The sequence below is a fragment of the Prauserella oleivorans genome, from assembly GCF_042685745.1.
Taxonomy (GTDB): Bacteria; Actinomycetota; Actinomycetes; order Mycobacteriales; family Pseudonocardiaceae; genus Prauserella_A; species Prauserella_A oleivorans.
The window spans coordinates 816,645-838,318 of sequence record NZ_JBHUNT010000001.1 but is presented as its reverse complement, the minus strand read 5'-3'; the positions used below and the strand labels follow the sequence as shown (position 1 = coordinate 838,318).

General features: G+C 71.2%; 21 protein-coding genes. 10 read left to right on the top strand and 11 right to left on the bottom strand.

The features are described from left to right. Window positions 1–10: 10 nt before the first annotated feature. From ACFSZT_RS04120 to ACFSZT_RS04110, 3 genes are all read right to left on the bottom strand, one after another. Window positions 11–1,900, bottom strand: a complete 1,890-nt coding sequence (locus ACFSZT_RS04120; RefSeq protein WP_377395703.1) for a dynamin family protein — start codon at window positions 1,898–1,900, stop codon at window positions 11–13. Window positions 1,901–1,961: 61 nt separating this feature from the next. Then, a complete protein-coding gene (grpE, locus tag ACFSZT_RS04115; protein ID WP_377396326.1) occupies window positions 1,962–2,348 on the bottom strand; it encodes a nucleotide exchange factor GrpE in 387 nt (128 codons plus the stop codon). A gap of 113 nt (window positions 2,349–2,461) precedes the next feature. Continuing rightward, a complete protein-coding gene (locus tag ACFSZT_RS04110; RefSeq protein WP_377395700.1) occupies window positions 2,462–4,063 on the bottom strand; it encodes a dynamin family protein in 1,602 nt (533 codons plus the stop codon). A gap of 135 nt (window positions 4,064–4,198) precedes the next feature. Here ACFSZT_RS04110 and ACFSZT_RS04105 point away from each other — a divergent pair, with 135 nt between their 5' ends. Together ACFSZT_RS04105 and ACFSZT_RS04100 are read left to right on the top strand one after the other, a co-directional pair. Continuing rightward, window positions 4,199–5,404 (top strand): sensor histidine kinase, encoded by a 1,206-nt coding sequence (locus ACFSZT_RS04105; protein WP_449301425.1) that lies wholly within the window; start codon window positions 4,199–4,201, stop codon window positions 5,402–5,404. Next, a complete protein-coding gene (locus tag ACFSZT_RS04100) occupies window positions 5,401–6,057 on the top strand; it encodes a response regulator (protein WP_377395697.1) in 657 nt (218 codons plus the stop codon). Before ACFSZT_RS04105 ends, ACFSZT_RS04100 begins: the two co-directional genes overlap by 4 nt. 97 nt (window positions 6,058–6,154) lie before the next feature. Here ACFSZT_RS04100 and ACFSZT_RS04095 read toward each other — a convergent pair whose 3' ends face one another. Further along, window positions 6,155–7,075 carry an SDR family oxidoreductase gene (locus tag ACFSZT_RS04095; protein WP_377395695.1) on the bottom strand — a complete coding sequence of 307 codons (921 nt, stop codon included), beginning with the start codon at window positions 7,073–7,075 and terminating at the stop codon, window positions 6,155–6,157. After that, window positions 7,072–7,647, bottom strand: coding sequence for a TetR/AcrR family transcriptional regulator (locus ACFSZT_RS04090; RefSeq protein ID WP_377395692.1), 576 nt, complete (start codon window positions 7,645–7,647; stop codon window positions 7,072–7,074). The genes ACFSZT_RS04095 and ACFSZT_RS04090 overlap by 4 nt, the downstream gene beginning before the upstream one ends. 270 nt (window positions 7,648–7,917) lie before the next feature. Here ACFSZT_RS04090 and ACFSZT_RS04085 point away from each other — a divergent pair, with 270 nt between their 5' ends. The 4 genes from ACFSZT_RS04085 to trmB all read left to right on the top strand — a co-directional run bounded on the left by ACFSZT_RS04085 (window position 7,918) and on the right by trmB (window position 11,167). Then, window positions 7,918–8,856, top strand: a complete 939-nt coding sequence (locus tag ACFSZT_RS04085) for an ABC transporter ATP-binding protein (protein ID WP_377395689.1) — start codon at window positions 7,918–7,920, stop codon at window positions 8,854–8,856. Window positions 8,857–8,899: 43 nt separating this feature from the next. Continuing rightward, entirely contained in the window at window positions 8,900–9,667 is a 768-nt protein-coding gene (locus ACFSZT_RS04080; RefSeq protein ID WP_377395686.1) for a hypothetical protein, read from the top strand. A gap of 284 nt (window positions 9,668–9,951) precedes the next feature. After that, window positions 9,952–10,446, top strand: coding sequence for a hypothetical protein (locus ACFSZT_RS04075; protein WP_377396320.1), 495 nt, complete (start codon window positions 9,952–9,954; stop codon window positions 10,444–10,446). Between the two features lie 22 nt (window positions 10,447–10,468). Further along, window positions 10,469–11,167, top strand: a complete 699-nt coding sequence (trmB, locus tag ACFSZT_RS04070) for a tRNA (guanosine(46)-N7)-methyltransferase TrmB (RefSeq protein WP_377395683.1) — start codon at window positions 10,469–10,471, stop codon at window positions 11,165–11,167. Between the two features lie 44 nt (window positions 11,168–11,211). Here trmB and ACFSZT_RS04065 read toward each other — a convergent pair whose 3' ends face one another. Both ACFSZT_RS04065 and ACFSZT_RS04060 read right to left on the bottom strand, forming a co-directional pair. Then, window positions 11,212–13,434, bottom strand: coding sequence for an FtsX-like permease family protein (locus tag ACFSZT_RS04065; RefSeq protein ID WP_377395681.1), 2,223 nt, complete (start codon window positions 13,432–13,434; stop codon window positions 11,212–11,214). Continuing rightward, on the bottom strand, window positions 13,431–14,153 hold the full coding sequence (locus tag ACFSZT_RS04060) for an ABC transporter ATP-binding protein (RefSeq protein WP_377395678.1): 723 nt from the start codon (window positions 14,151–14,153) through the stop codon (window positions 13,431–13,433). The genes ACFSZT_RS04065 and ACFSZT_RS04060 overlap by 4 nt, the downstream gene beginning before the upstream one ends. A gap of 143 nt (window positions 14,154–14,296) precedes the next feature. Here ACFSZT_RS04060 and ACFSZT_RS04055 point away from each other — a divergent pair, with 143 nt between their 5' ends. Genes ACFSZT_RS04055 through ACFSZT_RS04045 form a run of 3 tightly spaced genes read left to right on the top strand, consistent with a single transcriptional unit; the run spans window position 14,297 to window position 18,030 of the window. After that, the gene (locus tag ACFSZT_RS04055; protein ID WP_377395675.1) at window positions 14,297–16,051 is read left to right on the top strand and encodes a sensor histidine kinase; all 1,755 of its coding nucleotides are present in this window, start codon (window positions 14,297–14,299) and stop codon (window positions 16,049–16,051) included. Then, window positions 16,048–16,704 (top strand): response regulator, encoded by a 657-nt coding sequence (locus ACFSZT_RS04050; RefSeq protein ID WP_377395672.1) that lies wholly within the window; start codon window positions 16,048–16,050, stop codon window positions 16,702–16,704. Before ACFSZT_RS04055 ends, ACFSZT_RS04050 begins: the two co-directional genes overlap by 4 nt. 21 nt (window positions 16,705–16,725) lie before the next feature. After that, on the top strand, window positions 16,726–18,030 hold the full coding sequence (locus ACFSZT_RS04045; RefSeq protein WP_377395668.1) for an amidohydrolase family protein: 1,305 nt from the start codon (window positions 16,726–16,728) through the stop codon (window positions 18,028–18,030). Between the two features lie 4 nt (window positions 18,031–18,034). On the opposite strand, the gene ACFSZT_RS04040 is transcribed toward ACFSZT_RS04045, so the two are convergent. The 4 genes from ACFSZT_RS04040 to ACFSZT_RS04025 all read right to left on the bottom strand — a co-directional run bounded on the left by ACFSZT_RS04040 (window position 18,035) and on the right by ACFSZT_RS04025 (window position 20,823). Continuing rightward, entirely contained in the window at window positions 18,035–18,733 is a 699-nt protein-coding gene (locus tag ACFSZT_RS04040; protein WP_377395665.1) for a hypothetical protein, read from the bottom strand. Then, window positions 18,730–19,632 carry an ABC transporter ATP-binding protein gene (locus ACFSZT_RS04035; protein ID WP_377395662.1) on the bottom strand — a complete coding sequence of 301 codons (903 nt, stop codon included), beginning with the start codon at window positions 19,630–19,632 and terminating at the stop codon, window positions 18,730–18,732. Before ACFSZT_RS04035 ends, ACFSZT_RS04040 begins: the two co-directional genes overlap by 4 nt. After that, a complete protein-coding gene (locus ACFSZT_RS04030; protein WP_377395659.1) occupies window positions 19,629–19,988 on the bottom strand; it encodes a GntR family transcriptional regulator in 360 nt (119 codons plus the stop codon). Before ACFSZT_RS04030 ends, ACFSZT_RS04035 begins: the two co-directional genes overlap by 4 nt. A 142-nt stretch (window positions 19,989–20,130) precedes the next feature. After that, window positions 20,131–20,823, bottom strand: coding sequence for an SDR family oxidoreductase (locus ACFSZT_RS04025; protein WP_377395656.1), 693 nt, complete (start codon window positions 20,821–20,823; stop codon window positions 20,131–20,133). 79 nt (window positions 20,824–20,902) lie between these two features. Here ACFSZT_RS04025 and ACFSZT_RS04020 point away from each other — a divergent pair, with 79 nt between their 5' ends. Continuing rightward, complete coding sequence (locus tag ACFSZT_RS04020) at window positions 20,903–21,649, top strand: alpha/beta fold hydrolase (RefSeq protein ID WP_377395653.1); 747 nt, start codon at window positions 20,903–20,905, stop codon at window positions 21,647–21,649. Window positions 21,650–21,674 lie beyond the last annotated feature (25 nt).

The following is a 21,674-nucleotide window of genomic DNA, read 5'->3' as shown; positions in this document are numbered from 1 at the left end:
TGGTTGAGACTCACCGTATTCCGCTTCGGTTCCCCGCACCAGCGCCGTCGTCCGCGCGGGGACGGTCCCGCAAGGCGCGGATCCTGGTCAGGAACGCCTCCGCGCGGTCGCGGCCGTCGGAGATCTCCTTGATCCGCTTCGTCACCGCCGAGAGCGTCTTCGCGCGCTCCTGGGCGTCCATCTTGATGGTCTTGTCGACGTCCTTGAGCTCCGCCTCGATGGCCTCGATCCGCCTGCTCAGCGCGTCGTCGAGGGCGAGGGAAAGCTGCTGCTCGGCCTCGATGAGCTGTTCGGCGACCAGCTGATCCAGCGTGGAGCGGGCATCGGCGATCGATTCGACCAGCCACTGCTTGGTGTGTTGTTTGTCGGCGGCGTGCCTGCGGGTGCGCGCCATCCACCACCCGGCGCCGAGTCCGATCACGATGGTCGCGGGCAACACCACCGGGTTGAACAGCGCGAACCCGGCCAGCGGGGCCGCCGCGAGCTTCGCCGCGCCCGCGCCACCCGAGACGCCCATGAACACCAGCAGCTTGTCCTCGGCCGTCGGTGGGCGCTTGTCCGGTGGGCGTAGCACGACCGGGGGCCCGCCCGCGCGGGCGAACTGGGCGCGGATGATGTCGAGCTCCTCGGCGGAGAACAGCTCCGCGAGCGCCACGTCGGTCACGTGGTTGAGCCGGTGGGCGAGCAGCCCGGAGATCTGCTGCGAGATGGTCTGCAGCGCCATGTCGACCTGCTGGGGAAGTGTCGCCAGCTCGTCCCGGCTCGCGGCATCGATCCGCTGCCTGAAGTAGGACTGGGCGTCTCGCATGCGCCTGCTGACCTCGTGGCCGACCTCCACCCGCGTGCGCTGCACCTCGCCGCGGAGCTTCAGCTGCCAACCACGGGTGGAGGAGCGGCGTTCGGCGGTGAGCTGGTCGCGGCGGGCGCGCAGGTGCTCGGCTTCCGCCTCGCCCGAGGACAGCGCGCGGCGCTCGGCGTTCAGCCTGGCGTGCTGCTCGGCCAGCGCGCTCGACAACGCACGCAGGGTGTTGGCCTCGGCCAGCATCGCGGACCTGCCGACCAGCAGCTCCTGCAGCGCGCCCTGCAGCTCGGCGACCCCGGACTTCTCGCGCAGCATCGCGGCGGCCTGCTCGCTCGGCGCCTTGGCTGCCATCTCGAACATCCTCGCGGACACGGGATGGAACACCGCCTCGGCGAACCGGGGCGCGTGCTCGGCCAATAGCGCCCGGTCGGCGTCGAGCACCTCGCGCCAGCCACGGAACTGGTCGATCTTGGACAGAGCGAACACCACCGTCTCGACCCGGTCGGCCATCCGGGAGAGGAACTGCAGCTCGGTGGAGGTGAAGGGAGCGGAGGCATCGACGACGAACAGCAGCGCGGTGGCGCTCGCCGCCGCCTCCATGGCGAGCTCACCGTGTGCCGAGTCCAGGCCGCCGACACCCGGGGTGTCCACCACGGAGATGCGTTCCAGTAGCGGTACCGGGCCCGACACCTCGACGTAGCGGGGCGGGAGCTGGCCCTCGGGCAGGTCGTGTGCGGCGGAGACCCAGCGGACGAGCTCGTCCATGGGGAACCCGACGGGAGCGAGCTGGCCGGGGTAGCAGGCCTGGGCGAGCCACTCCTCGGAATGCTCGAAGACGAGGTAGGTGGCCGTGGCGACCTCGGCGTCGACAGGGGAGAGGCCTGGCGTCGCCAGCAGGGCGTTGACCAGGGAGCTCTTGCCGCGGTTGGTCTCGCCGACCACCACGACCGACGGCTTGCCGGTGCGGGCTCTTCGTTGCTCCTCGACCCAGGCGGCGGCCTGCGCGTCCTGGTCGCGAAGCAGCGTCAGCAGCGCCTCCCGCGCCTGCTTGACCTGGGCAGGCAGGCTCGGTTTGCCGAGCGAGGGTGCCGTGGTCACGGGCTTGATTCAACAGGGCGGCGCGAAGCGCCTCAATGGGGGGCGTGGTCGGGCCGGCGGGTCACCGCTTCGTGTACACGGTGACGATCGGCGCCCGCAGCAGCCGCTCGTGATCGACGAACCCGACGACCTCCGTCTCGGCGACCATGCCCGCCAGGTTGGCGTCGTCGGTGGGCACGGCACCGCCCGCCTCGTGCATGGCGGGGTCGAAGCGCTGGCCGTCGGGGCGCAGGGCGTGCACGCCGATGGCGGCGAGTCCCTGCTCGATGCGCTCGGCGACGCCCCCGCTGCGCGCGCGGTCCATGGCGTACAGGCACAACTGGATCAGCGCCTGACGGTCGGCGAGCGCCTGCTCGTGACCGATCGGGCCGGCGACGAGTCCTACGGGTTCCACATCGGCGTTCGACGCGGTACCCGCGGGTACGGTTCCGTCGGCCGCGACGGGGATCCGGCCGGTCGGCGTGTCGGACTCGGCCTCCCGGGACTCCGTCTCCGGAGCCTCGGCCGCCTGAACCTCGGCCTCGGCGGGCTCGGTGTCCTTGCGCTTGCGGAACCAGCCGCTCACCGGGAACCTCCCTGCTCGCGCAACTGCTGCCAGATGAGGAAGTACGCCCGGTGCACGACGTGCGCGACGCGGCTCTGTGCCGGGGTGGCCCCGAACGAGGCGAACGAGCGCCACCAGCCGGCCCGCTCCAGTGCATAGGTCGACAAATCCGCGCGGGACGCGCCTGGCTTGCCGAGCTGGGCCGGGATGTCGGCGTTGCTGCCGACGCGCAGCACCTCCTCGCTGAGGTCCTCGGGCATCTCCACCGCACCCGACGCGACGAGCGTCAGTGCCTCGAGCAGCCTCAGCTGGTGCGCCTCCGGCTTGGCGAGCAGGACCTCGATAGCGTCGTGCACCCGCTGGCGTTCGGCGGCATCGCCCGAGGCGTGGGCGAGCGCGGTGACGGAGGCGAGCGCGGCGGCCGCCTTGATGCCGTCGGCGCGGGCGGCGAACACGGTGCCCAGCCGCGCCCGGACCGCGGCGAGCCCGGAGGCGTCGAGGAGCTTGCGCCGTAGCGCGCCGGCCGTGATCTGCGGCTCGGACCTGATCGCGTCCACGGCGTGCCGGATGCCGAAGAGGTCCAGCTTCTCCAGCAGCCGCACGCGCACCCCCGCGGGTAGGTCGCAGTCCCAGGTGGTGAAGATGTCGGCCGACATCAGCATCACGTCGAGGTCGCCGTCGTCGAGCTCGGCGATGCGCCGCAGCGCGTCGGCGTCGGCCGAGGTGAACTGCCCGGACTCGGCCGACTCCGCGATCAGCCCGATCACCGGCAGCACGTCCGCCACCCGCGGCTTCAGCATGGCCGCCTGCTTCTCGGCCAGCAGGCACGCCGCCTTCCACACGTCACCGTCCGCGCCGTCGACCGACTCGGGCGGGATCGTGTCGGCCTTGTTCAGCACGGCGATGGCGTTGACCGGGCCGGCGTCCCGGCTGGCGGTGGCCGCCGTGAACGCGGCGAGCGCCTGCTGGTCGTCGGCACGGATGCCCTGCGTGACGACGTAGAGCACCGCCTCCGCGCCCGCGACCGCGTTGCGGGACGTCTCGTCGAGGGTGTCCGAACCCGGGCTGCCCGAATCGCCGGAGCCGCCCGAGTCGTGCGCGTCGCCCGCATCGCCGCCACGGGCCGCGCCCAGCAGCTGCTCGGTCCGCGACACCGACGCCGCGTCCAGCGAGCCGAGGCCCGGCGTGTCGATCACGGTCATGCCCTGCAGCACGGCGTTGGTCAGGTAGGCCTCGATGTGCGAGACGCGCCGGATGTCCACGCCCAGCTCGGCGGGGATCATGCCGTCCGGCGCGAACGGCAGCACCTGCTTGGTGCCGTCGGTGAAGACCACCTCGATGCGGTCGACAGTGCCGTACTGGAACCGCGTGACGAGCCGTGTGCACTCGCCGACGTCGGTCGGCGCGACCCGGCGCCCGATGAGCGCGTTGACCAGAGTCGACTTGCCCGACTTGATCCGCCCCGCCACGGCGACCTGCAACGGCGCGTCCAGCCTGCGCAGCACCTCCGCGAACCCGGCCGCCGTACGCGGCGACACCTGCGGCTGCAGCCGGCGGCACAGGTTGGCCACCGAGGTCGAGAGCGGTCCGGCCGGCCGGCCCCCGTCCGCTGCGGTCATCGAACCCCCTTCCCCTGCGAGCGCTGATCCTGCCACCGCGTCATCCTGCATGCGCACGCAAGGTGCTACCGCAGGACGACGCGGCGGCACCAGCGCGCCCCATACCGTGGACGCGTGCGGCGGATCAGTCTGTGGATGCGGGCGCATCCGGTGGTCGGTGACAGTCTCGTCGCGGTCGTGCTGCTGGCCATCGACCTCTGCGTCTACATCGCGTTCGCGCTGCAGCCGGACTTCGAGGTGCCGGAGTGGTACCTCGCCCTCCCGCTCGCCCTCGCGCTCATGGCCCCGATGCCGTTCCGGCGCCGGTATCCGGTGTTCTTCGCGTACTGGGTACTGGTCGTCAGCGTGCCGCACGTCGCGGTGGGGCTGGGCCGGATCGGGCTCGGCGCGGGCTTCGTCGGGTGCGTCGCGGTGTACACGCTGGTGGTCTACGCCGGACGCAGGCAGGCCGCGATCTACACGGCGTTGACGCTGACCGCCTCGCTGGTGCAGCAGTTCATCCAGTTCCCCGGCGCGTGGCTGCTCAACACCATCGTCGTCTGGCTGTCGCTGGCGCTGTGCTGGGTGCTCGGCGAGTTCGTCGGAGCGCGGAGGGCCTACCAGGCCGAGGTGGAGGCGCGGCTGCACCTGCTGGAAACCGAACGCCACCAGGCGACCCGCATCGCGGTCGCCGAGGAACGCAGCCGCATCGCCCGGGAGCTGCACGACGTGGTGGCCCACGCAGTGAGCGTCATCGTCGTGCATGCCGACGGCGCCTCCTACGCCATCCGCGGCAACCCCGAGCTCGCCGAACGCGCGGTCCGCACGATCTCGGAGACCGGCCGCAGCGCGCTGAACGAGCTGCGCCGGCTGCTCGCCGTGCTGCGCGGCGAGGACGGCTCCGACGCGCTCGGCGAACCCAGGGTGCCGCAGCCGACCGCCGCCGACCTGGCCGAGCTGGTCGCGCGCATGGAGTCCGCCGGGCTGCCCGTGCGGCTCGAACTCGACGGTGACCTCGACCTGACCGAGCTGCCCGCGGGCGTGTCGCTGGGCGTGTACCGGATCGTGCAGGAGTCGCTCACCAACAGCCTCAAACACGCCGGAGCCGGCACCCGGGCGCGCGTGCGGATCTGCCGCGACGGCGACCGGGTGCGCGTCGAGGTCGACGACGACGGTGGCGGCAAGGCGCGGCCGCTCGGGGCGGCGGACGGCCCGGTGGTCACCGCGCCGGTGCCGGGCGGCAACGGGCTGATCGGCATGCGGGAGCGAGCCAACGTCTACGGCGGCACACTCGACGCCGGCCCGAGCCCCGGCGGCGGCTGGCAGGTCCGGGCCGTGCTGCCCGTTAGGTTGGACCAGTGATCCGCGTACTCGTCGTCGACGATCAGGAACTCATGCGCGTCGGGTTCCGGATGGTGCTCGGTGCCCAGGACGACATCGACGTGGCCGGCGAGGCCGGGAACGGGAACGAGGCGGTCCGGCTCGCCGGCGAACTGCGCCCCGACGTGGTGCTGATGGACGTGCGGATGCCCGTGCTCGACGGCGTGGAGGCGACCAAGCGCATCGTCGAGGCGGGCACGTCGAAGGTGCTCGTGATGACCACGTTCGATCTCGACGAGTACGTCTACGCGGCACTGCAGAACGGCGCGAGCGGGTTCCTGCTCAAGGACACGCCACCCGACGACCTGGTGTCCGCGCTGCGCTCGGTCGCCGCCGGGGACGCCGTCGTGTCGCCCGCCGTGACGAAGCGGCTGCTCGACCGGTTCATCGGCAGCGGCCAGCTCGCACCCCGCGATGCGAGTGCGCTCGACGTGCTCACCGACCGGGAACGCGAGGTGCTCACCCAGGTCGCGAAGGGACTGTCCAACGCCGAGATCGCCGAGGTGCTGTTCCTGTCCGAGGCGACGGTGAAGACGCACGTCGGCAGGATCCTGGCCAAGCTCGGGCTCCGCGATCGCGTCCAAGCCGTCGTCTTCTCCTACGAGACCGGCCTCACCCGGCCTGGAGGGGTGTAAGGACTCGCCTTCGGGCTCGGTGCGGGTAGGGAACCCCCGGCGGTGCCAGTTGGTTGGGGGCAAAAGGAGTTGACGATTGCCGGGGCGGACGCAGCGGTCAGCGGTAGTTGGTCGCGTCGACCGTGTGCGGGTCGGTGCCGGTGAGGTAGACCTCGCGGAAGTACCGGCCGAAGTCCGGTTTGCTGCCGTCGGCGTCGGTGATGCCGTAGGTGTGCATCAGCGTCCACGACGCGAGGGTGCGTCCGGCGAAGCGCTGCACGTCCGGGTCCGTCGCGAGCGCGACGACACCGCGCGCGAGGTAGGTGGGCGTCTCGGACACCGCGAACTCCGGCCGCTGGTCGGTGACCGCGTCGCGCCAGTTCGCCTCGGTGACGCCGAACAGGTCCAGCATGGCCTCCGACCGCAGGAAGCCCGGCGTGACGGCCAGTCCGGTGCAGTCGTGCTTCGCCAGCTCCGCTCCGAGGGCCCGGCCGAGCGCGCGCACACCGGACTTGACGAGGTAGTAGGGGATGCCGGCGCCGACGTACTCGTCGTCCTCGCCGTCGGTGACCTCGACGACGAGCCCGCCCGGCCTGCGCACCAGCAGCGGGAGGAGCCGATGCAGTGCGATGAGATGCGTCTCGACGCCGTTGCGCACCATGGTGAGCGCCTGGTCGAGATCGGATTCCCAGTAGGCCGAGGCGAAATCGGCGTACGGATCACCGCCCCAGACGTCGTCGACGATGATGTCCAGCCGACCGTCGACTTCGGACTCGATCCGGTCCCGTAGAGCGTCCACATCGGCGACCGACGTGAAGTCGCACCGCACCGCGATGCCGCGCCCGCCCACCGCGTCGACGAGCTCCGCGGTCTCCTCGAAGGTCTCCGCACGCCCCATGGGAGAGCGCTGCAGGCGGGTCGTGCGGCCGGTGACGAACACCGTGGCACCCGCGCGGCCGAGTTCGACGGCGACCGCCCTGCCGCAGCCACGGGTCGCGCCCGTGACGACCGCGACCTTGCCCCCCAACGGCGTGCTCATGCGTACCAGCTCCCGGTAATCGAATCGATGGTCTCGCGCAGCCGGGCGACGAGCGTTCCCCGGGGCCGGATGGACCAGTCGAGGGCCGCGCCGTTGACCGCCACGAGGAGCGTCCGGGCCGCCACGGGCGGTTCGGGTCCGTTCCAGCCGTCGGCCGCGGCCGCCCGCACGAGCCCGCGCAGTTCCTTTTCCATGGCGGCGTAGTGCTCACCGAGCAGGCCGCGCAGCTCGGGGTCGGCGATGTCCATGCCCAGCTGGCCGAGGTGGTTCGCGGCGGTCGCGGCGTCACCGATTTCGGAGTAGACGGCCACGAGCGCGTCGCGCAATGCCGCACGCGGATCGGCGGCTGACACCGCGACCGACCGCAACCGCGCGACCACGTCTCGGCGTCCCGCCTGGGTGAGTGCCCGCAGCAGCCCGGCCTTGGACCCGAACCGCTGCGCCACACTGCCCACCGCGACCCCCGCCTCCTCGGCGACCTGCGCGAGCGTGAACCCCGGGCCGAACCGGCCGATCACCACGCCCGTGGCCGCGAGCAGTCGCTCGTCGCTGATGGTCCGTGGCCGCGCCACAGGGATATTGAACCACAGTTCATTAACCCCTGCCGATGTGCCGGGGAAAACAGTTCAGGGTGAACTCAGGGTCATCACCGATCGCCTGGGCGCGCGGGGTGGGCCAAGGTACGACTTGAGGCGATTGGTAGTTCGGCCCTCAGGATGACGCGCACGGCGGTCCTCGTCCGCGACGATGGAGCGGCGAACCTGGGGGAAGTCACATGGTTCGCCGACAACGCACTTGCCCGCATCGCGGCGCCGGATCGCCGCATGAGGAGGGGACACACCATGATCGAGGCGAAGGGCCTCACCAAGCGGTACGGCAAGAAGCTCGCCGTCGACGACCTGACCTTCAGCGTCGCACCCGGCCGCGTCACCGGCTTTCTCGGCCCCAACGGGGCAGGCAAGTCCACGACGATGCGCATGATCCTCGGGCTCGACAACCCGACGGCGGGGGACGTCCGCATCGGTGGGAAGAGGTACACCGAGCTGCACCATCCACTGAGGACGGTCGGCGCGCTGCTCGACGCCAAGTGGGTGCACCCGAACCGCTCCGCCCGCTCCCACCTGACGTGGATGGCGAAATCCAACAAGATCTCCCCACGCCGGGTCGACGAGGTGCTGGACATCGTGGGGCTGTCCGCTGTCGCCGACAAGCGCGCGGGCGGGTTCTCGCTCGGCATGTCGCAGCGGCTCGGCATCGCGGGCGCACTGCTCGGTGACCCAGAGGTGTTGCTGTTCGACGAACCCGTCAACGGCCTCGACCCCGAGGGCATCCTGTGGATCCGCAAGTTCATGCACCGGCTCGCCGACGAGGGACGCACCGTCTTCGTGTCGAGCCACCTGCTCTCGGAGATGGCGCTGACGGCCAGCGAGCTGGTGGTGATCGGCAAGGGCAGGCTCATCGCGCAGAGCAGCACCGACGAATTCGTCACGCGCGCCACCGAGAGCAGCGTGAAGGTCCGCAGCCCGCAGCTCGACCGGCTCCGGGCCGCGCTCGACCGGCTCGGAGCCACCGTCACCGCCGAGGACGACGCGCTGCTCGTATCCGGTGTGAGCAGCGAGAAGATCGGCCAGCTGGCCATGGAGAACCAAGTGACGCTGCACGAGCTCAGCCCGCAGCGCGGCTCCCTGGAGCAGGCGTTCATGCAGATCACCGGCGACTCCGTCGAGTACCACGCCGATCTGGAGAGCGAGGCGCAGCGCGCGCTCGCCACCACCAACTGACGACTCAGCTCGCCCTGAACGAGGACACGAGGACACGAGGACAATGACTCTGCTCGCAGTCGAACGGATCAAGCTTCTGACCACGAGGTCGCCGTGGTGGTGCGCACTCACCGCGCTCGTGCTGACCTCCGGCTTCACCGCACTCGTCGTCGGCAACGCCAGCGAGGAATTCCCGGCGACCGTCGCGACCACGCAGTTCGCCTACAGCTTCGGCATGGCGGTGATCATGGTGCTCGCGACTCTGGCGATCACCACCGAGTACCGGTTCGGCACCATCCGCACCACGTTCCAGGCCGTGCCCAACCGCTCGGCCGCGCTGCTCGCCAAGACCACCGTCGTGGCCGTGCTCGCGCTGGTGATCGGCGAGATCATGGCTTTCGCGTCCTGGGGCCTGTCACTGCTGCTGCAACCCGAGGCCGATCTCGCGCTGAACGGCACCGCCGACTGGCTCAACGTCGCCGGCGTCGGGCCGGCCTGCGCGCTGGCCGCCGTGGTGGCCGTCGCCGTCGGCATCCTCGTGCGGCACAGCGCGGGCGCCATCTCGCTCGTGCTGATCTACTTCCTGGCCGTCGAGAGCCTGGTGCCGATCATCCCGAGCATCGGCGACGACATCTACAAGTGGATGCCGTTCAACGTGCTGCACAAGTTCGTCACCGGTGACGGCGCCTCCAACGCGGGCCGGGTCGCCGATGCCGGCGCGCCGCTGTCGACGTCCACGCTGAGCCCCGGCTGGGCGCTGGTGTACTTCGCCGTCTTCGCCGTGGGCCTGCTGGCGATCGCCATCGGCACCGCGCGCAAGCGGGACGCGTGAGCGAAAAAGATCACCACAGGAAATCCGGAAACGGCCGCGGAAATCGGGAACACGGCCACGAAGGATGAAGGGGAAAGAAACAGGCCCGGGCCGCAATTCGGGGGCGGCCCGGGCCTGTTTTGTTCGCGGGACAACAACAGTGCATTAAGAATGGGTTAACGATCTGTGAGTACCCCCACTGCACCCGCCGTCACGGCGTGAAACAGGGAATAGTGGGTAATCAGCCCGTCAGGACTCTACGGAGGTGACCCTTGACGGTGACACAGATCCCGCGCCTCGAACCGATGGTGGAACTCGAATGGTCGCAAGCCATCGAGTTGCCCCGAGTTGTGGGCGACGCCGCCGAACCAGCCGACCTGCGCAAGGCGTGGGTGCACCGGGCGCCGGAGGACAAGGTCCTCGCGCTGTATCGCGCGGCGTGCGCGGGCGACGAGCCGGTCCCGTGCCCGTGGTGGTTGCGCGCGCTGGCCGCCGGAACTCTGGCTCACCGGGAGGACGGGTTCCGCATCGAGGATCGCGTGCACAGATTGCTGAGCAGGCGACCCGGATGGGAATTCGTACCCTGGGCGGCCGACGGCGAATCCGGCTATTGGGAGTTCATGCCGTCCGAGGGCGGACGCGGGGGCAGGCGAACGCCGACCACGATCCTGAACACCTCGCGGCACACCGGGTGGATCGACGTGCTCCCTGCGCACAGCGGGCCGACCCCCGAACCGCTCGCCATCGCCGGCCCCGGAGGCCTGCGCGCGCGGCTGGGGGAGCTCGAAGCGGTGCGCTGAGCTGCGGCTATCGTGCCTGCTCGTGGATAGCGAGCAGCAGCCGCGCCTGCGGAGTGTCGTCAGCTACGTCAAACGCGGCGGGCGCATGACGGTCGGGCAGCAGCGCGCGTGGGAGACCGTGTGGCCGAAGATCGGGCGCACCGTGTCCCAGCTGGAGCCCGGCCCCATCGACTTCGCCGAGTGGTTCGGCAGGCCGGCCCCGGTCGTGCTGGAGATCGGCTCCGGCATGGGGGAGACCACCGCCCAGCTCGCCGCGTCCGCGCCCGAGGTCAACTACGTCGCCGTCGAGGTCTACGAGGCCGGCCTCGGCCAGCTCATGCTGCGGGCCGAGAAGCTCGGGGTGGAGAACCTGCGGCTGCTGCACGGCGACGCCGTGCCGCTGCTCACCGACCACGTCGCACCGGAGTCGCTGGCCTGCGTACGGATCTTCTTCCCGGACCCGTGGCCCAAGAAGCGCCACCACAAGCGGCGCCTGATCCAGCCGCCGTTCGTCCGGCTCCTGGCCTCGCGGCTGGCCTCGGGCGGCACACTGCACCTCGCCACCGACTGGCAGGACTACGCCGACCAGATGCTCGAGGTGTGCACCGGCGAGCCGGCGCTGCGGAACAGGTTCGACGGCTGGGCGCCGCGGCCGGAGTGGCGCCCGCTCACCAAGTTCGAGCGGCGCGCGGAGGAGGAAGGCCGGGTCAGCCGCGACCTGATCTTCGAGAAGCGACCGTGACGAGGGGCGCCCCGGTTCCCACCGGAGCGCCCCTCGCCTCCCCCTCACTCGTCGGCGAGCGGTTCCGACCGCACCCGCTTCAACGCGGGCGTGCAGACCGACGCCGCGATCATCGCCACCCCCAGGCCGAGCACCACCGGCGCGAGCAGCCACGGGCTGAACACCACCGGGCCGTCGTCGACCAGGGTGAACAACCCGACGCCCACCACCGTGCCGACCGCGCCCGCACCGATCGTGGCCACCAGTGCGGGCATCGCGGCCTCCGTGCGCAGCGCCCGGGCGAGCACCCGCACCGGCGTGCCCGCCGCGATGAGCGCGCCGAACGTCCGGCGGCGGTCCAGCACCGACCCGGCCGTCGCGATCGCCGCGCTGCAGCCGCTGAGCACCGCGGCCACCACCAGGCCCAGCACGGTCACCCGCCGCAGGTCCGACAACACCGTGTCTTGGCTGGTCACCGTGCCGTCGCGGCTCTGGATCTCGATGCCGTTCGCCGCACCGGCCAGTGCCGTGCGCACCACGTCGGCGTTCGCCGGGGTGGTCGGCACGGCCACGACCGCATCCTGCGGTTCGATGCCTTCCGGCAGGACGGCCGGGTCGATGATCGGGTCCACGGTGATGTCGCCCGTCGAGGTCAGCGGCCGGACCGGGATGTCGGCGCCGAGCGGCACACCGCCATCAGCGGAGGTCGCGGTCACCGTTATGGAGCGCGGGTCGAGGGGGTACGGCGTGTAGACCGCGGGCCGGCCCGCGCACGCCCCGTCCATGTCGACGGAGAGCAACCGCTCGGCCGAACGGCAGTCCACCACCATGGCCCGTGCCGTGCCGTACCTGTTGGCCAGATACACCGTGCCGATGCCGACCGCCTGTTCCCGCTGGCCGTAGCGGGCGAGGGCGGCGTTGGTCTCCGCGGCGATCCCCTCGGCCTCGGTCCGGTCGGCGTAGACGTAGAGCACGTCGTCGCGGAACTGGGACGTGTAGCCGGCCATCGACTCGATCGTGGACAGCAACGTCAGCGCCATCGAGCCCGTGAACACGGCGAGCACCACACCGGCCGAGGCCCGGTAGGCGCCTCTGGGGTCGTCCCGCAGCCGCCTGCCGGCCAGCAGCGTCGAGGGCTTGCGCCAGACGCGGACGAAGATGCCGCCGATCGCCGACGTCACCCACGGCCCGATCAAGGCGGCCGAGCCGACGATCAGCCCCAGGCCCACCAGGACGAGCATCATGCCCGCCTCGTCGTCGGCGGTGAGCAGGAAGTAGGCGAAGAACAGGCCCGCCAGTGGCAACGACAACAACCGCCACCAGTGCAGTGGCTTGGGCCGGTGCGCACCCGCCGCGCCGAGCGGCGCGGACATCACCCGGCGCAGGCCGAGCACGGCTGCCAGCAGCACGAGCGCGGGCACGGCGACGACGATCGGCACCGCAACCGCGAGCGGAAGCTGGAAGTCGGACGGCCGCCAGGTACCGCCGTCCCACGGGACGTACGTCGCCAGCCGGTGCAGGAGCGGACTCACCGCTGCACCGAGCAGCGCACCGCCGACCGCGGCGATCGCCGTCTCGGCCGCCACCATGGTTGTGACCTGCCGCGGGGTCGCTCCGGCCAGCCGCACGGCGGCGAGCCTGCGTTCCCGGCTGGCCGCGATCAGCCGCGCCGACGACGCCACCAGCACCAGGCTCGGCACCACGAGCACCACCACACCCACACCGGCGAGCAGCTGCAGATTCGCGTCCTGCTCGGCTCCGCCGGTGGTGAACCCCGCCTGCGGGAACGCCGACGACGGCATGTCCTCCGGGGTGTGCCCGACGAGGGCGACGAGCTGGTCCGGGTACTTCAGGGCGTCCTCGCCCAGTACGCCCGCGACGTCGCCGAACCGGTCGCCGAGCTGCGAGGCGGGCAGGCCGTCGGCGAGCCGCTTCAGCTCGGGGGACAGCAGCGCCTCACCGGGAGCGGGCAGCTTGTCGATGCCCGGTGGCAGGGACACGGCCGCCGGGTCGGTGAGCGCCGCGACGTCGACCCGCCTGATCTCCCTCCCACCGGTGAGGTCCTCGCTCACGGCCACCGCCAGCGTGGCAGACCCGCCGTCCCCCGACGTCGACGACGGGGCCTGCCACGCCGACCGCTCCCCCCTGGCCTCGGTCGCGAACGGCAGGCCGACCAGCAACAGCACCAGAGCCGTCGCGATGGCCACGCCGATGCCGGTGAGGATCGCCGAGGTTCGGGTGCGCCGGTCGGCACACAACACGCGCAGCGCGAGCCGGAAGGCGCTCATGCGGCCGTCACCCCGGTGTCCACCCGGCCGTCGCGGATGGCGACCCTGCGCGGCACCGACTCGGCGAGATCCCGGTCGTGGGTCACGATCACCACGGCAGCGCCGGTCTCCGCGGCCGCGCCGAGCAGCGCGTCCGTGGTGTCGCGGCCGGTGCGGGTGTCCAGCGCACCGGTCGGTTCATCGGCGAAGATCACGCTCGGCCGATGCCCCAACGCCCGCGCGATGGCCACCCGCTGCGCCTCGCCGCCGGAGAGCTCACCGGGCCTGCGAGACTCCTTGCCCGCGAGACCGAGCCGGCCGAGCCACTGCCGGGCCTCGGCGAGCGCGGCGCTGCGACTCCGTCCGTGCAGCAGCAACGGCAGGGCGGCGTTCTCCTCGGCACTCAGCTCGGCCACGAGCCTGCCGGACTGGAACACGAAACCGAACTCGGTGCGCCGCAGCTCGCTGCGCCTGGCCTCGCTGAGCGAGTCGATCCGCCTGCCCGCCAGGTACACCTCGCCGTCATCGGCGGGCAGGATGCCGGCGAGCACGTGCAGCAGCGACGTCTTGCCGGAGCCGGACGGGCCGACGATCGCGACGGCCTCGCCGGGTGAGATGTCGATGTCCACTCCGGCCAGTGCGTACTGGGTGCCGTAGCGCTTGACGAGTCCGCGCCCGGACAGGGCCGGCCAGGCCGTGGTCGCGAGTGGACCGGCGGCGTTCGTGGTCTGTGTTGGCATGCCTGAAAGCCTGGTCCGGCGCCCGGGTACACCACTTCGGACAGACGGCCACGTCTGGCCGGGTCCCAATCAGCCGATCGGCCGAGGTGGCACCGGCCTGACGGCCAAGGCACCCGGTGGGCGCGATCATCTACCGTCACGTCGTGCCCGTGTCACCCTCTGCTGCCCGCCGCCGAGCGGCCGGTCTCCTGCAATGGCTCGGCCTGCCCGGGGTGGTGCTGCTCGCGGCACTGCTGTGCGATCTGGCGATCGTCGCGAAGGCCAGCATCGATTCCCTCGGCACGCCCGGTATCGACCTGCTGCTGCTTCCCGGCATCCTCGGGCTCTCGGCCTGTGCTCTGTGGGCGCGGACGCAGCCGGTCACGGCGGCGTGGACGGCTGCGGTCGTGCTCGTCGCGGGCACCGTGCTCATCCGGGCGAACGCGGTGTCGGCCTACACCACGCTGCTGCCGAACATCACCTTCGCCGAGACCGTCGCGGGGCTGGAGATCGTCTACTTCTGCGTCCGCGCGGCGAGCTCCGGCATGGCGTTCGCGACGACGGCGGCGCTGGTCACGGCGACGCTGGTCGCGGTGGCCGGTCGAGACGGCGCGATGACCTTCCGGGACATGCTGCCCGCGTTCGCCGGAGGGCTCATCCTGTTGGTGCTGGTCGTGGTACCGGCGCTCCAGTACCGGCGAGGGGACGGCGGTGCGCGCAGCGCACTCGCGACGCTGCTGCGCAAGCAGTGGCTGCTCGTCGGGGTACTGGCGCTCACCCTGTTCTTCGACACGTACTCGAGCGCCGCGGCAGGGTGGGGCGGTTCGCTGGTGCTCCTCACGACGGCGGCCGCGGCCGTGACGGTCGTGTTCGCCCTGCGCAAGCCGTTCGCGGGCGCACTCGCGCTGGCGGCGGTGCTGGCCCTGTGCGCGATCTCGGTGGCGATGCTGTCTCGCGCGCTGCCGTTCAACGACATCGGCGGCTTCCCGATGACCGCTGTCGTGTCCGGCATGATGGTCTCGGCGTTCCTCGTCCGCCACGTGCAGCCCGGACGCGCTGTCGGTGCCATCGCGCTGCTGTCCACCGTGGTGGGGCTGGGTGCCGTGGTGAACGTCTACCCGCATGTCGACCTGCTGCAGAGCATGGCGGTCGGGGCGGTGCTCCTGCTCGGCATCTCGGTGGCGATCGGGCTGTACCTGCGGGCCCGCGACTCCGAGCGCACGCAGGCGGTGGAGGCCGCCGTCAGCGAGGCCCAGACCGCCGAGCGTATGGCGCTGGCCAGGGAACTGCACGATGTCGTGGCACACCACGTCACCGGGATCGTGGTGCAGGCGCAGGCCGCCCGCATGCTCGCCGAGCGGGACCCGCGCGTGGTGGTGGACGCGCTGGGCCAGATCGAACACGCCGGTACCGACGCCCTCGCCGCCATGCGCAGGCTCGTGCGCAGCATGCGGGGGGACGCGCCGGCGGGCAGCAGCGAGTTCAGCGAGCAGGCCACCACCGACCTCGACGCCGACCTGCGCCGCCTCGTCGACGCGGGCAACCACGGCGTGGCCACCGAGCTCGACCTGGACCTGCCGCCGGACCTGCCGCAGGAGGTGGCACGCTCGGCATTGCGCATCGTGCAGGAGTCGCTCACCAACGTCGGCAAACATGCCGCGGGCGCGACCCGCGCGCGGGTGTCGGTGCGCGCGGTGGGCACGGGCGAGCCGGAACTGCACATCCGGGTGAGCGACGACGGCGACCCGGGTGCTCAGGGAGCCTCGGCGATTCCGGGCGGATACGGTCTGGTCGGCATGCGCGAGCGCGTGGACCTCCTGCGCGGCCGGCTCGCGGCCGGGCCGGGTCCGGACGGTGGCTGGCTCGTGGAGGCATGGTTGCCGTTGGCGGGGGACGAGGCGGGGGACAAGACGCAATGATCCGGGTACTGATCGCCGACGACCAGGACATGGTGCGCATCGGCTTCCGCATGATCCTGGACGCCCAGGAGGACATCGAGGTGGTGGCCGACGTCGCGGACGGCATCGAGGCCGTGCGCAGGGCCAGGGAGCTGCGCCCCGACGTGTGCCTGCTCGACATCCGCATGCCGGGCATGGACGGTCTGCAGGTGACCAAGCAGCTCGCGGGCCCGGACGTCGCCGATCCGCTCAAGGTCGTGGTGGTGACGACGTTCGACCTCGACGAGTACGTGCACAGTGCGTTGCAGGGCGGCGCATCGGGCTTTCTGCTCAAGGACGCCGGACCCGCGCTGCTCATCGAGGCGGTCCGGGCGGCCGCCCGGGGGGACGCTCTGGTCTCGCCCCAGGTGACGGTCCGGCTGCTCAAACACTTCAGCGAGCAGCCGGCCACGCCCACGCCGGCCGAGGCACCCGCCGAGCCGTTGACCGCGCGTGAACTCGACGTCGTGCGGGCCACCGCACGCGGGCTCACCAACACCGAAATCGGCGCCGAGCTCTACCTGTCGCTGTCCACGGTGAAGACCCACCTGGCGTCGGTGCAGGGCAAGATCGGCGCCCGCAACCGAGTCGAGATCGCGGCGTGGGCCTGGCGAAACGGCATCGTCAGCGAATGAGGACGTCACTAGACTCGCCGCATGATCCACCGGCTGTCCGCTCCCGTCGTCCTTCCCGCCGATCCGGATTGCTCCGTCGTCCGCGACGGCGTGGTCGACATCGACGACACCGGCCGCATCACCTACTGCGGGCCCGCGGCGTCGGCACCGGGGCAGGCGCGGGTGACGGAGCTGCCGGGCATCCTGCTGCCGGGGCTGGTGAACACCCACGCGCACAGCCCGATGGTGCTGTTGCGGGGCATGGGCGGTGACCTCCCGCTGCTGCGCTGGCTGCGCGAGGTGATCTGGCCCGCCGAGGCGAAGCTGCGCCCGGACGACGTGCACGCGGGCATGCTGCTGGGCTCGGTCGAGATGCTGCGCCGCGGCGTGACGACGAGTGCCGAGATGTACTTCCACGCCGAGCGGATGGCCGACGCCGTGCTGGCCACGGGAGCCCGGGTCGTGCTGGGTGGCCCGATCATCGACCTGCCGGGCCTCGATTGGCGTGCCATGCTCGCCGCCGCCGACCGCTGGATCGACACCGACGGCCTGAGGTTCGGCCCCGGCGAGCGGGTCGAGTTGTCCTATGCGGCCCACTCCGCGTACATGCTGCCTCCGGAGGCGCTGCGGGAGATCGCCGAGGCGGCGGCGCAGCGCCACGCGCTGGTGCAGATCCACGTCGCCGAGGCGCCCGACGAGGACGAGAAGCAGCGCGCCGAGTACGGCTCGGTGCCGCGGCTGCTCGACGAGGTGGGACTGCTCGACGGCAGGCTGATCGCCGCCCACGCCGTCCATCTGTCCGATGAGGACATCGCGTTGCTCGCCGCACGCGGCGCGGGCGTGGCGCACTGCCCCGGCTCCAACGCCAAGCTCGCGTCCGGCATCGCGCGGCTGACGGACCTACGTGCGGCCTCGGTCGCGGTGGGCCTCGGCACCGACGGCCCGGCCAGCAACGACGATTTGGACCTGTGGGAGGAGGTCCAGCTCTCGGCCATGTTGGCCCGCGTGTCCACTCAGGACTCGACTGCGGTGAGCGCGGCGGACGCGCTGTTGCTTGCCACGCGTGGGGGCGCGCAGGCCCTCGGCCGCGACGACATCGGTTCTCTCGAACCCGGCCACTGGGCCGACGTCGTGCACGTGGACCTGGACGACCCGGCGTTCGCCACCGGGCTCGATGTCCCCGACGACCAGCTGCTCGCCAACCTGGTGTGGGCGGCCGGGTCGCGCCGGGTGCGGGACGTGTGGGTCGCGGGTGAGCAAGTGGTGGCCGGTGGCGAGTCGGTACGCATCGACCGCGCCGAGGCGCAGGCGAAGGTCGCCACGGCCTCGGCGCGGATCCGAAACTGACGCGCTACGGAACGGCTTTCCGGGTGGTGAGGTAGGTCGCGCCGGCGAGCACCGCGGCGATCAGCACCGGGTAAGCGACCAGCAGCGCCATCGTCGGCTGTGTCGTGAGGAACTCGCCCACGTTCGGCCACCATCCCCGCCAGCTCACCAGCGCGACGATCGCCACGCCGAGCCCTGCGAGCGAGACCGCGAGCGCCCAGGCACCGAACTGGCCCCAGCGCTTGTAGACGATGCCGACCCAGAGCCCGAAGAAGGAGAACACCAGGAACGGCGCGGCGTAGACCAGGATCTGCGCCAGCGGGTTGGCCATGTCCAGGAACGGCAGCGCGAAGAACGTGAGGTCCAGACCCCACCCGCCGGTGGCCTTCTCGATGAGCTCGAGCAGCCACAACAGCACCGCGTACCCGAACGACTGCGCGGTCACGATCAACGCCGCCGCCCCGAGGAACGCCTTGCGGGTCACACTCAACCCCACGGCGAACGGGAACATCTGCGTCATTGTCTGCAGGTGGCTGATCAGCAGTGTGATGTAGATCGACAGGATGCCGCCGGTGATGAGCTCGCCGTCGGCGTCTGGTGCGCTGAGGGCCACGAAGATCACCACGTTCGCCGCCACGGCCAGCAACAGGATGCCGATCGGAAGCCCGATGATGGCCCAGGAATTGACCAGTTGCATGCGGGCGACCCGCAGAATGTGGTTCATCGTCCGGCCTCCCTGCCGTTCTTGGCGCCGACGAGAGCTCGGTCTCCGTCGGCGAGTTGCGTGGTCCGGACCACCAGCTGCTGCAGCGACACCGGCTCCACCCGGAGGTTGTCGGTGTCGCGCGCGTCCGGAACTCCGACGAGGGTCACCCGGACGAAGCCGCCGATCTCCTCTCGGTGCAGCACGGTGTGGCCTGCCGCGAACTCCTCGACGGCGCGCGACGGCCCGCTGACGGTGACCGCCTGCGAGCGCAGGTTTTCGGCGCTGTCGTTCATGATGATGCGCCCGCGGTCGATGACGACGACGTGCTCGATGAGGTCGCTGACCTCGTCGATGAGGTGGGTGGAGAGCACGATCGTGCGCGGGTGTTCGGCGTAGTCGGCGAGCAGCCGGTCGTAGAAGAGCTGCCGGGCCACCGCGTCGAGACCGAGGTAGGGCTCGTCGAACAGCGTCAGCGGCGCGCGTGCCGCCAGGCCGATGACCACACCGACCGCCGAGAGCTGACCGCGGGAGAGCTTCTTCGCCCGGGTCTTGAGCGGAAGCCGGAACTCCTCGACGAGCTCGGCGGCGAAGTCGGCGTCCCAGTTGGGGAACACCAGGCTCGCCGCGTGCAGTGCGTGCCGGGCCTGGAAGATGTCCGGGTACTTCTGCGATTCCTTGATGAAGCAGACCTGCCGCAGCACGTCGGCGTTCTCGTACGGATTCTGCCCGAAGACGCGGATCTGCCCCGCGGTGGGGAAGTCCTGCCCCGTGAGCATCCGCATCAGCGTGCTCTTGCCGGCACCGTTGCGGCCGAGCATCCCGTGGATCCGGCCCTCGTACAGGTCGAAGGACGCGTCCTGGACGGCCGTTGTCGCGCCGTAGCGTTTGGTCACCCCTTGCAGGCTCACCACGGTCATAGGTCGTCCCTCCAGGTATCGATCATCTTCTTCAGGTCCTCCGCGTCCATTTCGAGCCTGCGCGCCTCCGCCAGCAGCGGCGCGATGAAGGTGCGGCCGAACGCCTCCCTCCTGCGTTCGACCAGCTCCTGCCGGGCCCCCGCCTTCACGAACATCCCGACCCCCCTTCGCTTGTAGAGCAAGCCGTCGGCCACCAGCTTGTTGATGCCGTTCGCCGCCGTCGCCGGGTTGATCCGGTGGAAGGCGGCAAGTTCGTTGGTCGACGGCGCCCTGGTCTCCTCCGGCAGGGAGCCGTCGATGATCGAGTCCTCGATCTGCTCCGCGATCTGCAGGAACAGCGGGCGTGCGTCGTCCATCAGAGCCGCCGTCCGGTGAACCAGTGCCTTGGTTCATTAGTCATGTAGGTAACCATGGCACCAGTGGACGACTGGTGTCAAATGCGCGCATGAAAAAACCGCCCCTCGATGCCGAGGAGCGGTTCGCGGCGCAGCCGGTGCGTCAGCGATGCGGTCGCGGGCGCACGACGACCTCGGTGGGATGCGCATCGGGCGTCGCCGTCACGGCGGCGTGCACGGCAGCCGCCACCGAGTCCGGCCGCAGGTACCGCTCGGGCGCGTACTCGCCGCCCTCACCGGCCACGATGGCCTGCTGCATCTCGGTGTCCGTACGGCCCGGGTACACCGACGTCACGCGCAGTCCGTTCGGCTCCTCCTCGGCGCGCAACACGTCCGCGAACGCCCGGAGACCGAACTTGCTCGCGGCGTACGCGCCCCAGCCGGCCCGTGCGGACAGACCCTGGCCGGAGTTGATGAGCACCACGTGGCCGTGCGCCGCGCGCAGCGCGGGCAACAGCAGCCGGGTGAGCTCGGCCACCGCGACGACGTTGACCTCGAAGTTGTCCCGCCACACCTGCGCGGGCGAGGACTCGACCGTGCCGAGTCGCGCCACCCCCGCCGAGTGCACGAGCACGTCGAGGCTTGGGATCGCCGCCGCGGCGTCGGCGACCGCGGCCTCGTCGGTGAGATCCACCGTCCATGGCGTCGCGTCCGGCAGCTCACCTGCCAGCCGCGACAGCGCGCCGACGTCCCGGCCGCCGAGCAGCACCCGGTGCGTACCACCGAGTGCGCGGGCGACGGCCTCGCCGATTCCTCGGGAGGCTCCGGTGACGAGTGCGAGCGGTCGGTCAGCCATGCCCCCACCGTAATGGCGGGCGGGCGAGTGCTGTGCGAAGCTCCCGGGGACGCACGATCACCGACGATCAGGAGGCGCCATGGAGCGATTCGGCACCGGCGAGCACGTGGTGCTCGCGTTGCACGGCTGGTTCGGGTCGAGCCGGGCCTGGACGGCCCTGACCCCGCACCTCGACGGCGACCGGTTCAGTTACGTGTTCTGCGACTACCGCGGGTACGGCGCGCGGCGCGGCGAGACCGGGGACTACACCATCGCCGAGGCCGCCGGCGACGTCCTGGCACTGGCCGACGAACTGGGCGCCGACCGGTTCTCCCTCGTCGGGCACTCGATGGGCGGCAGCGTGATGCAGTACGTGCTCGCCGAGGCACCGCAACGGATCCGCGGCGTCGTGGGCATCTCGCCGGTGCCCGCGAGCGGGGTGCCGTTCGACGACGAGACCTGGCAGCTGTTCGCGGGCGCGGCCGACAACCCCGAGAATCGCCGCGCCATCATCGACTTCACCACGGGCAACCGGCTCACCGGTACGTGGCTCGACGCGGCGGTGCGGCACTCGCTGGAGAACGCCGACCGCGACGCCGTCGCCGGTTACCTCGAGGCGTGGGCCAAGACCGACTTCCACGAGCGCATCGCCGGAAACTCCGCCGCCATCAAGGTGATCGTGGGCGAGCACGACCCGGCACTCGGCGCGGAGACGATGCGCGGCACGTTCGCACAGTGGTACCCGAAGCTGGAACTCGAGGAGTTCGGCAACGCGGGGCACTACGCCATCGACGAGACGCCGATCGCGCTCGCGACGTCGATCGAGCGCTTCCTCGCCGACTGCTGACGGCGGTGGCCGTGCCGGTCACGCG

Bases quoted from the DNA above. Each gene is read 5' to 3' on its own strand.
- ACFSZT_RS04080 (WP_377395686.1), top strand. From the start codon at position 8,900: ATGACTCTGCTCGCAGTCGAACGGATCAAGCTTCTGACCACGAGGTCG.
- ACFSZT_RS04050 (WP_377395672.1), top strand. From the start codon at position 16,048: ATGATCCGGGTACTGATCGCCGACGACCAGGACATGGTGCGCATCGGC.
- ACFSZT_RS04085 (WP_377395689.1), top strand. From the start codon at position 7,918: ATGATCGAGGCGAAGGGCCTCACCAAGCGGTACGGCAAGAAGCTCGCC.
- ACFSZT_RS04030 (WP_377395659.1), bottom strand. From the start codon at position 19,988: ATGGACGACGCACGCCCGCTGTTCCTGCAGATCGCGGAGCAGATCGAG.
- ACFSZT_RS04020 (WP_377395653.1), top strand. From the start codon at position 20,903: ATGGAGCGATTCGGCACCGGCGAGCACGTGGTGCTCGCGTTGCACGGC.
- ACFSZT_RS04035 (WP_377395662.1), bottom strand. From the start codon at position 19,632: ATGACCGTGGTGAGCCTGCAAGGGGTGACCAAACGCTACGGCGCGACA.
- ACFSZT_RS04105 (WP_449301425.1), top strand. From the start codon at position 4,199: ATGCGGGCGCATCCGGTGGTCGGTGACAGTCTCGTCGCGGTCGTGCTG.
- ACFSZT_RS04065 (WP_377395681.1), bottom strand. From the start codon at position 13,434: ATGAGCGCCTTCCGGCTCGCGCTGCGCGTGTTGTGTGCCGACCGGCGC.
- ACFSZT_RS04040 (WP_377395665.1), bottom strand. From the start codon at position 18,733: ATGAACCACATTCTGCGGGTCGCCCGCATGCAACTGGTCAATTCCTGG.
- ACFSZT_RS04095 (WP_377395695.1), bottom strand. From the start codon at position 7,075: ATGAGCACGCCGTTGGGGGGCAAGGTCGCGGTCGTCACGGGCGCGACC.
- ACFSZT_RS04045 (WP_377395668.1), top strand. From the start codon at position 16,726: ATGATCCACCGGCTGTCCGCTCCCGTCGTCCTTCCCGCCGATCCGGAT.
- ACFSZT_RS04060 (WP_377395678.1), bottom strand. From the start codon at position 14,153: ATGCCAACACAGACCACGAACGCCGCCGGTCCACTCGCGACCACGGCC.
- ACFSZT_RS04110 (WP_377395700.1), bottom strand. From the start codon at position 4,063: ATGACCGCAGCGGACGGGGGCCGGCCGGCCGGACCGCTCTCGACCTCG.
- ACFSZT_RS04025 (WP_377395656.1), bottom strand. From the start codon at position 20,823: ATGGCTGACCGACCGCTCGCACTCGTCACCGGAGCCTCCCGAGGAATC.
- ACFSZT_RS04075 (WP_377396320.1), top strand. From the start codon at position 9,952: ATGGTGGAACTCGAATGGTCGCAAGCCATCGAGTTGCCCCGAGTTGTG.